Genomic DNA, 15,040 nt, shown 5'->3' with positions numbered 1-15,040 from the left:
TAGTGACAGCTTCAACATGCCGCCGTTGCTAAGGCAATGGCTTCAGCTATTGATTTCTCAAAGATCGCCAGGATCGCGCTCGATTCCTGCTCTGTAATATTCAATGGCGGCAGAAAACGAACAACAGCTGAATGACGCCCACCCAGTTCTACAATCAAGCCATTCTTAAAGCATTCACGTTGAATAGACTCGGCCAGCACTCCGTTTGGCAGATAATGTCCCAGACGATCCTTGCGTCCTGTTGGATCAACCACCTCAACGCCAATCATCAACCCTCTGCCTCGTACATCACCAATCTCTGCATATCGCTCTTTTAATGCATTCAGTTGATTCATGAACTGCTCGCTGCGCAGATGCACGTTGTGCAGAACATCCTGCTCCCGAATATAACGAAGTGTCGCAAGTCCCGCAGCCATGGCGAGTTGATTGCCACGGAACGTGCCTGTGTGCGCTCCGGGCTGCCATTGATCCAGCTCTTCTTTGTAGATGACGACAGACATGGGAAGACTTCCGCCAACTGCTTTGGAGCAGATAATTACATCAGGTATGATTCCGGCATGTTCAAATGAAAACATTCGCCCTGTCCGTCCAATGCCTGTCTGCACTTCGTCGATGATGAGCGGAATGCTCCGCTCTGCCGTAATTCGGCGCAGCTCCCTCAGCCATTCGATATCTGCAGGAATGGCTCCACCTTCACCCTGCACCGTTTCCACAATGACCCCACACGGTGCGGCAATACCGCTCTCGCAATCATCGAGCAAGTTCTCGATATACTGTGAACTTAACCGGGCCGTCATGCCCTCACCAACACCAAATGGGCAGCGGTATTCATAAGGGAAAGGCAGGAAATGAACATCGGGTAACAGGCTTTGCAGATGTTGTTTCTTGCTCAGGTTGCCACTCATCGACATTGTCGCTTGGGTTGAACCGTGATAACCTCCCTGAAAGGCAAGAATAGACTTGCCACCTGTGGCATGTTTGACCAGCTTAATGGCTGCTTCTACTGCATCCGCTCCGGTTGGACCACAGAACTGGATTTTGGCTTTATCTCGCATCTCTGCCGGAAGAATGGAGAACAGTTCTTGCATATATGCAAGCTTCAGCGGTGTTGCCAAATCCAGTGTATGAAGCGGAATCTGCTGATCCAGGACATCACGAATGGCGTTGACCACCGTGTCATGGTTATGCCCCAGCGCCAATGTTCCTGCCCCAGCCAGGCAGTCGTAGAATACGCGGCCTTCCGTATCGGTAATCTTCACCCCATGGGCCTTGTTAATGACAAGTGGGAAATGTCTCGGGTACGATCTTGCATTGGATTCCTTCTCATTTTGCATCTTCAGATATTCCGTCTGCACCTCTACTGACATAGCCCTCTAACGCTCCTTATAATCGATTCAGGCTGAACCTGCTGCCTGTGATTCTTGTTCTACATTTTGCATATGACCTGGTATTGGTTCAAAATCATGGTGAGGTCCGAATTAAATGATGGTATCCGTTATCTGTCATCCGTCATATATTGTCATCTATACGTTGTTATAAGCTATATATCTTATATTCAAGTTGCTCCTGACACAGGTATTCCAGGTATAACCGAACCACATCACGAGTTGTTCCACCATGGGGAAAGACGTGGTGTGTCAGATCTGGCAAGGCGTTCACTTCCAGGATGCCTCCCTGATCTCTGGAGATCGGGGTGCGGATATCACGACAACGAACATCGACTCCTGCTACATCGATCTGAAGAGTCTTTGCCGCCTGAATGATCATTCGGGCATTTTCGGGATGAATGATTCCGGTACAATCCTTGTAGAATTCACTGATTTTTCCGGCGGCAGAATTGCGGAGATTGTATAACTCGATTTCTTTTCCCGCGGCAGGAACTTCATCCAGTGTTGTCCCTTGTGCATGTAATACCTCCAGCAGTCGTTCCGTTTCTGCATTAACCTCGGGAAATGCTTCATACTCCCCAATGTGCGTCATCTCGATTCGTTCCTGATTCAACTGCTCGATCAATGCCCCAACAGTTGAAGTTCCGTCTCCCTCGACATAGACAGGTCGATACTGGTTCACAGCCGCCACTTCACCGTTAATGATCAGCACTCTGTAATCGATCCCGGTCACATATTGCTGTATCATAATGCTGCTGCCGTGGACACTCGCAAGATGAATGGCTGTCTCCAGTTCTTCTTCAGTACGCACATCCAGCGTCACGCCCATGCTACTGCTCGCATCCAGTGGTTTCACTACAATAGAGCCGTATCTATTCAGAAAAGCTATTGCTTCGCTTCCCATCTCCGGGATCACGATAAATGACGGTACAGGCATTCCCTGTTCATGCAATAACATATTACATGCCTGCTTGTTCTTGGCGAGCAGTCCAGCGATTAACGGCAGACGATGAGATCTGGTTTTGTTAATGATGATCTCTTTGTCCCCTACAGACAGCTTCAGAAAATCTTCGCATCCCTCAAGAAGTGGCTCACAGGTGATGCCCATTTCTCTCGCTTTGCTTATAATGAGTCGGTTTTGCAGATTATGAATCCCTTTCGGAAACACTGAAAATCCTCCTCGATCGAATGAAGGTACTCGCTCCTATATAAGTTGAATTAAAGATTATTTACGCTGACACTACGATGACAGAACAACCTTCCAATCGCTGTTATCCCCAGATTTTTTTGATTCCCTTTTCTCAAGGGAAAAATCCGGGGATAAAGGCGAACGCTTCGCTTTTTCAGGTTTTTTCTGTCCTCTCCGTTGCATGTAAATGATTAATTCAACTTATATTGCTCATACGTTCATCAATTTTTATTGTAGTTTAATATTGATAATGATTATCAATATCATATAAAATCTATTTTATGGCAATTCGAGTTATATTGTCAATAATAAACTTTTAAGGAAAAATAAGATTGAATTTAGTGTGGGTTTAAGTCGATGCAGGTATGCTTTTATCGAATAATAGGCACAACAAACCGGGCAAGCCTGGGACATGGTTTTACCAATGGCTTGCCTAATTTGTCATCTGCATAATCATACAATGGAGTTGATGTGGAGTATTGAATAACTATTAATCGAATCAAAAACGGACTTTTTGATCCTCAAGCCAGTTGTGTATAACGCTGTTCTCCATTCAGCTTCCTTCCCCTTCCATGCGGGATACAGGTTGGTGTGCCGAACAGTGGATCAACCGAAATCTCACACTCCATCTGGAAGACTTTACGGACCATCTCCTGTGTAACAATATCTTCCGGTTTACCTTCTGCGTAGATGGACTTGTTGTGAACAGCCACAATGTGATGCGCATAACGACATGCCAGATTCAGATCATGAAGTACCATAACAATCGTGCGTCCTTCCCGTTCGTTCAACTCAAACAACAGATCGAGGATATCAATCTGATGTGTCATATCCAGATAGGTAGTAGGTTCATCCAGAAGCAGCGTTTCGGTACCCTGCGCGAGCGTCATTGCAATCCAGGCACGCTGACGCTGTCCACCAGACAGTGCATCCACAGGCCGATCCGCGAGTTCTGTCAGATGTGTGGACTCCAGTGCCAGCTTGACCATACGCTCATCCTCACGAGACCATTGCTTCAGCCATGTTTGATGTGGATAACGTCCTTGCTTAACCAGTTGGTTCACCGTCAAGCCTTCCGGAGCGGTCGGGCCCTGTGGCAGGATGGACATGCGTCTTGAAATTTCCTTGGTCGGCAACTTTGCAATCTCTTCGCCATCCAGTAGCACCGAACCGGAGCTGGATTTCAGCAACCGGGCCATCGTACGCAGCAGCGTAGATTTACCACAGCCGTTGCTGCCAATCAGGACGGTAATCTGTCCCTTGGGAATGGTCAGGTTTAAATTTTCAATAATGGGATCTGCTCCATAGGAGATCGTAAGCTCCTTGGCTTCCAGAATACTCACAGCTCTCTCCTCCTCAAAACTGATTTCGATTCTTGAACAATAGATACAGGAAAAACGGTGCGCCTACGCCTGCGGTGAATACCCCTGCGGGAACATCCAGCGGTAGAAAGGCAGTGCGGGCAATCAGATCTGCCGCAAATACAAGCAGAGCACCAACCAGTCCAGACACAATCAGCATACTGCCAAACATCCGTCCAACCAGCTTTCGGGCAATATGTGGAGCGATCAGGCCTACAAAACCAATGGTTCCGGCAACCGCAACGGCGATTCCCGCCAGCAGTACACTGCATAACAACAACGCTGAACGATGTCGCTGTACAGTTACACCCAGCCCTGTGGCCAGATCATCCCCGAACTCCTGTGCATTCAGGCTACGGGCGAACCAGATCGCCAGCGGTATAACAATTACGATAACTGGCAAAATCGTTTGGACATCGGTCCACGATGCTCCGTATATACTTCCTGTCAGCCAGATATAGGCTTGACCTGCCGTGTAGAACGGACTCAGGATCAGCATAAAGGTCGTTCCAGCTCCGGTAATGGCTGACACTCCAATCCCGATCAGCACCAGACGGATCGGACTGACTCCCTTTTTCCAGGCAAGCACGTAGATTATCAAAGCCGTCACAATTGCACCAGCGATGGCGAACAATGGCAACAACTTGATACTTACCGCTCCACCTAACAGCGTAACAAAACCTACAGCTGCAACGGCCGCGCCGCCGGTGATGCCGATGACATCCGGTGAGGCCAGCGGATTACGGATAATGCCTTGCAAAAGTGCGCCTGACATACCGAGGGCTGCTCCTACGAGCAGAGATAATAACACCCGTGGCAGTCTTAAGGTCAGCACGACGAAGTCATGCTCCCCTGCATTCAGACCAAATATCGTTCGAAGCACATCCAGCGGAGAAATAAAGTCACTGCCTACACTGGTACCAACAACCCCTGCCACCAGGAACAGCAGGATACATATGCCGATGAAAACCAATGATTTTCGTTCCATTTGCACCGAAACGGTGTCTTTTTTGTTGCGGAAAGTCAACAGTTTCCTCATATCTTCGTCACCCCCTTACGGGCAATGTACACGAAGAAGGGTCCGCCAATCAGTGCAGTCATGACACCAAGTGGAACTTCCTGCGGCATAATCACCAGCCTTGCCACCACATCCGCAGACAACAGCAGAATCGCTCCCCCCACAATAGAGTAAGGAACGAGCCAGCGGTAATCGTTTCCTACAAGTGCACGCATGATATGCGGGACAACCAGACCGACGAGACCGATCGAACCGGCTACTGCAACCGAACCACCCGCCAGCAATACCGTAACAATTCCCATGAGCACCTTGACTAGAAGTACATTCTGTCCCATGCCTTTGGCGATATCATCACCCGTCAAGAGCAGATTGATGGCTCTGCCCATGAACAAAGAGACAATAGCTGCGGCTGTCATGTACGGCAGAACAGGATATAACATATCCAATGTCCGACCACTTACTGAACCGGCAAGCCAGAACAGTACATCCTGCAATCCGGTTCCATCCAGCACCAGAATGGCCTGTGTGAACGAGGCAAATAACGCGGAGATTGCCGTACCCGCCAGTACAATTTTGATCGGTGTCAGGCCATCACGACCGAGGGAACCTAGCCCATATACAATTGCCGCGGCTACAGCAGCCCCTGCAAAACCAAACCACATCATGGTAGTGAGCGAAGATACGGACAATACAACAATGGCAATAACAATAAAAAAGATCGCACCAGAATTGATCCCGAACACACTTGGTGATGCCAGCGGGTTACGTGTCAATGCCTGCATCAGCCCACCCGCCACGGCCAAACTTGCTCCTACAACAGCAGCAATAACCGTACGTGGCAACCGTTCCGTCAGCAGAACCACATGTTCCACAGAACTTTCGTCATAGAATTGCAGTGCTTCCCATACCATCTGAAACGTGATATGCGTACGTCCCAGAATCATACTGGCTAGGCAAGCAAGTAGAAGTAATATGAATAAACCAACCAGTCCATAGCTCTTGGTGCTTGCCTTTGTAAAAAGGGGAAACATACTCTCACTCTTTCATCTGTAAAATGATAAAAGACCTGCCTGCCCATACACTTCGTTAACGAATGTTCTGGTGCATGGCAGGTCCTGCTCCTGTTAGTTAATTCAGGTTGAACTGCTTATATAGATCGTCCAGCATCATGTTGGCCGATGTGTATCCGCCTGCCATGTTCCAGGCCACTTCATCGACCTGAACCAGTTGGTTGTTCTTGACTGCATCAAGGTTTTTCCACAGTGGACTGCTGGTCCAATCATCATAATTTTTCTGAATGGCATCTGTTTCTGTGCCTGAATTGAAGTTGAAGATCATGTCTGCATTCATATCCGGAATGTTTTCTTTGGAAGTCAATTCAACTCCCCATGTGTCTGCATCATGTCCAGCAGGTCTGGTGAACCCAAGTTCATTCAGAATCTTACCTGCATATCCCATGTAGAAGATACGAACCTGATCGGCTCTAAAGTTCGTGATGGTTGCTTCAATTGGCAGACGATCCCCCATTTTCTCTTTGAAATCAGCTACACGGCCATCCCAATCAGACAACAATTTATCCGATTGCTCAACCCTATTCATCGCTTCCCCAACAGTTTTCACCGTTTCTTTCCAGTCAAAAAGCGTCTCCGTCACTACCGTTGGTGCGATCTGCGACAGTTGCTCATAGATCTCTTCATGTCTGATCTTCGTAGCAATAATCAAGTCGGGTTTCAACTTGTTGATCTCTTCCAGATTGGGTTGCGATTCCTGTCCTACTTGTGGAACTCCGTCCAGATCTGCTCTCAGATATTCATAGACTGGCTGCTGAACCCAGGATTCCACCACGCCTGTCGGTTTCACGCCAAGTGCAACAACGACATCATTCGCACCCTGGAACAGTGTCACGATCTTTTGCGGGGTTCCCTTGATTGTGGTTTCGCCCATGGCATGTTTGATCACTCGGGTCTGATCTTCAGTCGCACTGGCAGTTGTATCACTTTCATTATTGCTCTCATTGCTGCTTGCAGCTTGGCTGGACGTATTCGTTGTCTCGGCACTTCCACCCGAAGCACAACCAGCAAGTAATGAAATCATCAGAATAAGTGCTGCATAAATGTATAGATTTTTCTTTACTTTATACATGAAATCCGTCTCCCCTTTTTTATCTAAATGATATTGAATCTCATTATCAATTGTATTGTAATGGAGATGAAATCATTATACAAGCATTTTATTTGGAAAAACTTCTCACTCCCTGTCGAACTCTGTAACTTCATAAAACAACATTAAATAAAGATAAATTAACTAAACCAATACAATATATATCGATACAATACGCCTCCACATAAACCATATATGTAATTTTTTTCTTACCTGCTAAATATACAAATCTCTCTTCTTACTTTTAGCTTCATCTAATACATGTCCTTTTTGCTGGTGAATCATTATTCATTCATATGTGCCTGACTGATGAATTTATTGTAAAACAATTCCTGTAATTTCTTGTCGTACTATGTTAGATTATCCATTGGAATAAAATCACATCTATAGATAGGGGATATTAACACGTGAAGAAATCATGGGTACTATCAATCATTATGAGTTTTGTCTTGCTCGGCGGGGTGTTCGCACCTGTAGGGTCCTATGCCGCTGCTGCGGATGACTCAACCACTACATATTCGGAAGACGAATACTATGAAGAAATTGACACGTCAGAACAAGAACCGATCCCTACAGTCGAAGAAGAAGATTTCCTGGGCTACCTTGATCAGTTGGATATGGCATCGGTATATGAGGAGAGAGCCTTCAATGCTTTGGGAGGTGGATTTTACATCACATCATCCAATCGCAAGTCCGTTTTCCTGAAACTGACCAATACAGCGATTCCTAACTACACCAAATATGTATCCAAGCTGAAGATGATCAAACCGCAAAATGCGGAATTGCAAAAAATCCATGCCAACTTGATCAAAGGTAGCTATACACAGCTGGAAGGATTCCAACTCGCTAAAAAAGCGGTCTCCAAAACAACGGTAAACAGTGCTGTCCTGAAACAATCCAATGCCAAAATTGCTGCCGGGAAGAAAAATATCGAGAAGTTTCACAAAGAATTCTCTGCATACGCCAATAAACTTGGATTTGATTTATAAAAAACAGTAATTGCAGATACGCGTCCTACATTTCGAATAAAACAATTTGAAATTTAAGGAAAAAAGTGTTTTCTTTTGCTGAGTTAGTTCGTATAATAGCACTATAATCAAAAGGCTATGCTGCCGAAAGGTACAACCTCGTGAACAATTGAGGTTGTGCCTTTTTTTGCGTTTAATGGCCACTTTTATCTGAATTTCATCATCTGACGAGGAGTGATTTACATGATTCTTGAAGCCGTTTATCATCGCCCCAAACTCAATTGGTCCTATGCTTATGACCGTTCGACCATGCACCTGCGACTTCGGTCCAAACGCGGGGACCTGGATGCGGTGATTGCCATTACGGGAGACAAATATGCCTGGGATCGGACGATCACACACATCCCTATGCACATCTTTGCCCGGGATGAAATGTTCGATTATTGGGAAGCCGAGACTTCACCTCCCTATCGCCGATTACGGTATGGTTTCCAACTGATTCAGGGAGAGGAATCGGTCTGGATGACGGAGCGTGGATTCGAGCAGGCCCTGCCTGATCATCCGCTCGAATTCTTTGATTTTCCATTTATGAATCCAGTCGACATTTTTGAACCGCCTGCCTGGGTTAAGGACGCTGTGTTTTATCAGATTTTCCCTGAACGTTATGCCAATGGCGATCCATCCCTCAGCCCCAAAAATGCTGAACCCTGGGGAGGAGAACCTACACCGGTGAACTTCTTCGGCGGCGATCTCCAAGGTGTGCTTGATCATCTGGATCATATAAGTCAGCTTGGCATCAATGCCATCTACTTCTGTCCGCTGTTCGAAGCCACGACGAATCACAAATACAATACAGGCGATTACATGAAGGTTGATCCTCACTTTGGAACCAATGAACAGTTCAAGGCGTTCGTGGACGCCTGTCATCAGCGCGGCATACGCGTTGTTCTGGATGCGGTATTCAATCATTCCGGCAGAGAGTTCCCTCCTTTTGTCGATGTCATGAAGAATGGTCCCTCTTCCCCCTACGCAGATTGGTTCTATATCAAGGACTGGCCGCCGCGTGTGGAGGATGGCATACCAACTTATGATACCTTTGCTTTTGAACCGCTCATGCCGAAACTGAACACGGAACACCCTGAAGTGAAGGCATACCTATTAGAGGTAGGACGTTTCTGGATTGAGGAGATGGACATTGACGGCTGGAGGCTTGATGTGGCGAATGAGGTGGATCATCAGTTCTGGCGCGAATTCCGTCAGACGGTAAAAGCCATTAAGCCTGACGCCTATCTGCTCGGTGAGATCTGGCATGATTCGCTCATGTGGCTTCAGGGAGACCAGTTCGATGCCGTGATGAATTATCCGTTTACCAACTCGGTATTGGACTATACGGTGCACGGCAAGCTCGACGGACTCGCATTTGCCAATGAGATCGGCAAACTGCTCGCAGCCTATTCACAGCCTGTGACCGAAGCGTCCTTCAATCTGCTCGGAAGTCATGATACCCCCAGACTGCTGACCTTATGTGATGGAGACGAGCGCAAGATGAAACTTGCCGTTACGTTACTGCTTACGTATCCAGGTGTGCCATGTATCTATTATGGAGACGAAGTGGGACTTGATGGAGGATATGATCCGGGTTGCCGCAAGTGTATGGAGTGGGATGAGACCAAGCAGAATCGCGAGCTTCTGGAATTCTTCACCCGTACGATTGCCCTTCGCAAACAGCACCCTGCCCTGCGCAGCACAGAACTGAAGATTGTATATGCAAAAGCCGGAGACCCTTGTCTTGCCATCGAACGATTGGATTCGCAGGCGGGAGAGCGTATGCTTCTTGTTCTTAATGCGGGTGATGAACCATGCACCCTTGAACTCCCCTTGGGAGATCGTAACATCTGGCGAAATCTGTTCACATCAAACACCGTGGAAGCTCGGCAAAATAAACTGACCCTCGATCTGGAAGCATACGGATTCTCCCTGATGCAACTTGAGGTTAAACAGCCAGCTGAGGCCTGAGATAAATACAGCTAACAAGGGAAAATAACTTCAAAGAGGCTGTCCCCTAGGTGATATGCTCCCCATAAAGTAGACAGATAAAATAATAAAATCCTGTTACTGTATGGGTAGCATTTCAGACCAAGGACAACCTCTTCTGTATCTTATACGTCATATCCTAACGAACCCAGCACACGTTATTTGCTTCATTATACGCGGGCTAAATACCTAACGAATCAGAGAGATCTTATTTCGTCCAATACGTCGATTTTCGCAAGTAGAGGCCGTATTTTTGAAGCATTAACGTTACTGAGATTCGTTAGGTTTTACTTTTCTTGATTATCCCCTCAATACGATGTTTGAGGTTCGTTAGCGATACCGATTCAAGCAAGGTGAAACTCTTCGAAGCAGCGACCTATTTTCCAGCCGAGGCGAAGGGTGTCGAAGTCATCGGTTTTCGTATTTTCTTCATTCTTGAGCTTACAAGCGCTCCCTGTGTAATTACGATTTTCTGCGGAATCTTGTATGAAGGCAGCTTGTCCTGACAATACTCCCAGATGGATCGCCGCAGATCGGTGAGAGTACATTCTGTAGCCAGCCGGATAGTCACCTTCACCCTCTGACCCGTGATACCACTCTGTTCTCCCGAAACTACGGCCGCTTCAATACATTCCATCTCTTCCAGAACACCCTCGACCTCGGCAGGATACACTTTCCGTCCCCCTACGTTAATGATCTCGGAACGACGTCCCAGAATACGAATGTAACCCTGCTCCAGCACAGCTTCATCCCCAGTACGTAGCCACCCGTCCTCTGTAAAAGGTGAAGGTGCATTCAAATATCCGATCATCGCAGTTTCGGTATGGATCTGCAATTCTCCTTCCACCACCCGGTACTTGACCCCTTCATCTTGAATGGAAAACAGCAACGAGCCTGGCTCTTTGGAGCGGGTTGGCAGAATGCCAAGTTCAGACATGCCATAGGCTTGTATTGTCCTTAGTTGTGGAAATCTCCGGTTCCAGGCTGCCAGTACGGATTCGGGCATCACTTCCGATCCGTATGATACAACTTCGAGACTCGACAGATCATACCCCTCATCATTTCTACCCAGCAGCAACAGATTCATGAATGTTGGAGAGACAGGCAACGCCTGCACACGAAACTTCTCAATCGTTCGGCACACTTCTTCGGGAGATCGATCCGCAATGATACAGAGACAACCCCCACTGGACAGAGATTGCAACATGGTATTCACACCGCCAATATGATCAAACATCATGAAAGGAATCGTCCGCAAGGGCCGAACCTGCCGCCGAAAATGATGTAACAGCCGATCTGCACGATGGACAGTCGCTTTGCTTACTCCGGTTGATCCAGATGAAAAGAGTACCAGTCCGCCTACGCCCTCCTGGGCCAGCGAGGATAACAACACAGGAACCTCTCCGGAGGATTCACACGTTTGCCGAATACACAACTTGCCTCCTTCAACGTCCAAACGCCACTTCACCTGTGCCAGCTGGATATATTCCTCTCGTTTGGCTTCAACCAGGTTCCTATCCATGGGGAGCACGATACACCCTTGTCCGAGCAAAGCAACCAATGCTGCCGCTGCATAGGGAGAATAATCTTCCTCCAGCGTTACAAGTTGCCCAGTCAGCCCTTCTGCTGTAATCCACTTACTCATGATGCCAACCTGTTTCAGCAGCCACTGATAGCTGTACTCCTGATCTTTCCAGATCAGCGCAGGTTGCTGTCCCTGTTCCGCGAATCGTTCAAGCAAGAATTGGTTCAACATCTTGCATCCTCCTCACCGGCAGACGCCCATTGCTGTGCGAGATAATCAACAAGTGAACCCACGGTCTGATATGGGCTTTCCGGCATGGAAGCAGCAGCCATCTCCGCCAGTGCGGCTCCCATCCCCGTTCCCCATCGATCTTCGATTCCCTGCTCTACCACTGCAAGCAATGACACGAGTTCCAGCGAATCCAGTTGCCCACTTCGTCCGTACAGTGGAGCGTTACCACCCTCACCAAGTGAAATCGTTGTATTATGGTACGCGTTTAACTCCCGGCAACTATCCAATACGATACGGAGCAAATCCTCCCTGTGTTCTTGTCCAATCATCGACACAGCCTGGCGCGGGAAGCAATCTACCTGAGGTATGGACTGTCGAAGTGACTCATACCATTGCCATTCATCCGTGACCAACATTTTAATTACACTTGTTAGCTGTACTTTCCACTGCTCACGCTGCTTTATCCGACTGACCTGAAGCATATTGTAGGCCTTCTCCCAACGTACAATGATCTCGCTGAATTCTCTCGCATATTGATCAAGTGGAAAACCGAGCCATAAGGCAGACTCCTGAAGAAGATCTCGAAGAAAATATCGACTCCATCGCATATCAAACAGCAGACTCGATATTAACATTTCATTGGCCTGATCCCCTTCATTCGCCCCATGCAGTGCATCTAAGAGTCGCAGAGACACCGCATGTCCAAAATGATAATTGCGCTCTCCTTGTGTAATCGTCCGGCCTGTCAGAAATTCTTCAATCTGCGTTGTTAACGCCTGGATCAACATGTCTCGGGAACCGTCTGAGTCCAGCTTCACAGTCGCCCGAATGTCCATGGTTCCATACGTTCGGAGTTCTTCTTTGCGTTTGGCCTGCGCAAGCTCAGGTATACTTTGGTTACCTTTCCAGAAGTCATGAAAGGCCCTTTGAGTAACCTTTCCCTTATACTTGGAGGGCACGGGATCGTAGACGTGAACATGCTCATCTTCCAAACCATATACGGCAATCCAATGGTCTACCAGATGTAGTCGGGAGCCCTGCTTCACATGTTTGCGAATGTACTCGGGATTCTGATAATCCTCACAGTAAGGCAGATGATAACTGGTTCCTGTAGCCAAAAAAAGCCCACCTTCGCCAATATGCTGCCGGATCTGCGTCTTGCCTTCCTCGAAGCTGTCCAGCTGTCGCTGACCATACATCTCCCAGATCGGCTCTACATAATCCAGTTTGTGAAAATAAGGCTTCACCAGTCCGTTATCCCCGCACGAAGGAAGGCTGTACAACCGACTTGCCGCCAGCAGTGCAAGACTTGTGATGGATCCTTGTCGATGGAGCACTTCATGAATCAGAGGAAAATTGCAGGGATAATAATAAGGAATGTCCAGCACTGGAGCGAATGAAGGAATGATCATTTTGGGCCTCCTGTTCCCGTTTTGGCTGACGTACTGCCCCAGGATTGGATTAGGTAATGCACAGACATATCATCTGTCGCTCGAAATACCCGATTGGCAATAGGTTTGCCATCCACATCGGTCTCGAAACGGCGGAAACCACGTGTAAACCGGAAGGAGAACCCACTATCTCGCGGGACTCGGTAACTACCTTCATATCGACCTTTACCAGAACGGACAAGCTTCATACCCATCCCACCATATATCGTTTCCTCCGAGTCTTCGTCGGGAGCTACCTCTGCACGAATGCAGACCTCTACGTGAGTTGACAATTCAGAAACGACGGTATAGATGCGTGTAGCAGACAGTTCCCCCACAGTCAGCGTGATGGATGCACTTCCAATACCGACAGGAACCAACTCTCCACTCGCATGAACCTGAAGCACATTCGGGTCACTCGAAGTATAATTCCCATGCAGCAGACTCTGAACCAACCCACTCTCGTAGTGCATTTGTGCATTGATACACACGGTCATTCCACCCTCTAGTCCGATGACATCCCTTCCAAGCAGTTCGAGCGAGGAGGGCTTACCCACGTGGCCGAACATGTACAGTAACGGGAGGTGAACGCGTGCTCCCCAGTCACCTTCCTGATGGCAGGCACCCTGCTGTTCCAGAAATGCCAATTCCTCACACGATCCTACTCCGCGTTCAAGTAATTGATGAGCTACCCTTCTGACCTGAGAAGGCAGAAACAGACCTTCCGTATCTCCAATATCCATCCATATTCGAACGGCGGGTACCTCCTCTGGCAAGTGATACATGTTTTCTTCCAACAGCCCGCTCTCCGATGTTTCGTCCAGCTGCACATCCACATAAAATGGCGACATCATGATCAGTTTTCCGAAAACATCCGGATTTCGCATCCCCATGTGCAATGTACAAAGCGCCGCGGCAGATGAACCTAACAGCCCGGTATTATGCTTGTCCGGGAACGTCCGATAACGATGATCAATGAGCGGTTTGAGCTCATGAATGATGAAATGTTCATAGGCGATGCCTGAGCACCCCACACTCACGGCCTCTCTCTCCGGAGCGTCGAAGTGATAGAATTCGTTGTGCGTGACTGGACGGACATGCGTAATGCCGACAATAATCAGTGATTCAATCTGCCCGGAGGAAATAAGACCGTCTGCTGCCTGGTCCATATTCCATGTTTCACTGCCTGGCCCGGATGGACCAAAAGCCCGCTGCCCCGCATGAACGTACAGAACCGGATAATGCCGAGTTGCCTGCTCATGGTAACCGGGCGGGAGGTACACATAAATGTTGCGGATATTGCCCAGCCGCGACGCCTGAATGCCTTCCAAACATTCGATGACAGAATGGGTACTCAACGATCATCAACCGCCTCTCTTCTCCCAATTCGACTGCATAATACAAATAACCCCGCCTCAGAAGAGACGGGGTTGTCCTAGAAAACACGTAAGTGTCCCGGGATACATAGCCCTTATATTGTGAATCTGCGAATAGTTTAAATCCCCGGACGTGCTTTTGTAAACATAAAAATAGAAAATAAATGCTCCCAAAAAAGTTATTGACATAAGATCCAATATTTCTTACGATAACGTTGTGATCATAACTCGAGGGCCATGCTTTTAAACCTGAGCGGTTTAGGACAACCCCGGTAACTCCCGAAGGAGATGCCGGGGTTGTTGGCGTGTCAAAAGGAGGGACGTCTTCAATCCACTGGTAACACTTCGCTGTATTGAAAG

Annotated in this window: 11 protein-coding genes; 2 read left to right on the top strand and 9 right to left on the bottom strand. The window is 47.8% G+C overall.

Annotation, left to right across the window (positions count from 1 at the left end):
• Positions 1–11: 11 nt before the first annotated feature.
• The 6 genes from MHI55_RS05385 to MHI55_RS05360 all read right to left on the bottom strand — a co-directional run bounded on the left by MHI55_RS05385 (position 12) and on the right by MHI55_RS05360 (position 7,098).
• The gene (locus tag MHI55_RS05385) at positions 12–1,367 is read right to left on the bottom strand and encodes a diaminobutyrate--2-oxoglutarate transaminase (protein WP_340389216.1); all 1,356 of its coding nucleotides are present in this window, start codon (positions 1,365–1,367) and stop codon (positions 12–14) included.
• A 166-nt stretch (positions 1,368–1,533) separates the two neighbouring features.
• Positions 1,534–2,556 carry a hypothetical protein gene (locus tag MHI55_RS05380; protein ID WP_340389214.1) on the bottom strand — a complete coding sequence of 341 codons (1,023 nt, stop codon included), beginning with the start codon at positions 2,554–2,556 and terminating at the stop codon, positions 1,534–1,536.
• Between the two features lie 542 nt (positions 2,557–3,098).
• A complete protein-coding gene (locus MHI55_RS05375; protein WP_076329382.1) occupies positions 3,099–3,920 on the bottom strand; it encodes an ABC transporter ATP-binding protein in 822 nt (273 codons plus the stop codon).
• A 13-nt stretch (positions 3,921–3,933) separates the two neighbouring features.
• The gene (locus tag MHI55_RS05370) at positions 3,934–4,977 is read right to left on the bottom strand and encodes an iron ABC transporter permease (protein ID WP_340389212.1); all 1,044 of its coding nucleotides are present in this window, start codon (positions 4,975–4,977) and stop codon (positions 3,934–3,936) included.
• Positions 4,974–5,987, bottom strand: coding sequence for an iron ABC transporter permease (locus MHI55_RS05365; protein ID WP_340389210.1), 1,014 nt, complete (start codon positions 5,985–5,987; stop codon positions 4,974–4,976). Before MHI55_RS05365 ends, MHI55_RS05370 begins: the two co-directional genes overlap by 4 nt.
• Before the next feature lie 97 nt (positions 5,988–6,084).
• On the bottom strand, positions 6,085–7,098 hold the full coding sequence (locus tag MHI55_RS05360) for an iron-siderophore ABC transporter substrate-binding protein (RefSeq protein WP_036672595.1): 1,014 nt from the start codon (positions 7,096–7,098) through the stop codon (positions 6,085–6,087).
• A gap of 425 nt (positions 7,099–7,523) precedes the next feature.
• Here MHI55_RS05360 and MHI55_RS05355 point away from each other — a divergent pair, with 425 nt between their 5' ends.
• A complete protein-coding gene (locus MHI55_RS05355) occupies positions 7,524–8,105 on the top strand; it encodes a hypothetical protein (RefSeq protein WP_340019343.1) in 582 nt (193 codons plus the stop codon).
• 222 nt (positions 8,106–8,327) lie between these two features.
• Complete coding sequence (locus MHI55_RS05350) at positions 8,328–10,100, top strand: alpha-glycosidase (RefSeq protein WP_340389208.1); 1,773 nt, start codon at positions 8,328–8,330, stop codon at positions 10,098–10,100.
• A gap of 394 nt (positions 10,101–10,494) precedes the next feature.
• Here the strand turns inward: MHI55_RS05350 and MHI55_RS05345 are convergent, their stop codons facing one another.
• The 3 genes from MHI55_RS05345 to MHI55_RS05335 are packed head-to-tail and all read right to left on the bottom strand — an operon-like array spanning position 10,495 to position 14,662.
• A complete protein-coding gene (locus MHI55_RS05345; RefSeq protein ID WP_340389206.1) occupies positions 10,495–11,874 on the bottom strand; it encodes a fatty acid--CoA ligase family protein in 1,380 nt (459 codons plus the stop codon).
• Entirely contained in the window at positions 11,868–13,286 is a 1,419-nt protein-coding gene (locus MHI55_RS05340) for a hypothetical protein (RefSeq protein WP_340389204.1), read from the bottom strand. The genes MHI55_RS05345 and MHI55_RS05340 overlap by 7 nt, the downstream gene beginning before the upstream one ends.
• The gene (locus MHI55_RS05335; RefSeq protein WP_340389201.1) at positions 13,283–14,662 is read right to left on the bottom strand and encodes an alpha/beta hydrolase-fold protein; all 1,380 of its coding nucleotides are present in this window, start codon (positions 14,660–14,662) and stop codon (positions 13,283–13,285) included. Before MHI55_RS05335 ends, MHI55_RS05340 begins: the two co-directional genes overlap by 4 nt.
• Between the last annotated feature and the right edge of the window lie 378 nt (positions 14,663–15,040).

The sequence above is a fragment of the Paenibacillus sp. FSL E2-0151 genome, assembly GCF_037993015.1.
In the GTDB taxonomy this organism is placed as follows: Bacteria; Bacillota; Bacilli; order Paenibacillales; family Paenibacillaceae; genus Paenibacillus; species Paenibacillus amylolyticus.
This window is presented reverse-complemented; position numbering and strand designations above follow the sequence as displayed.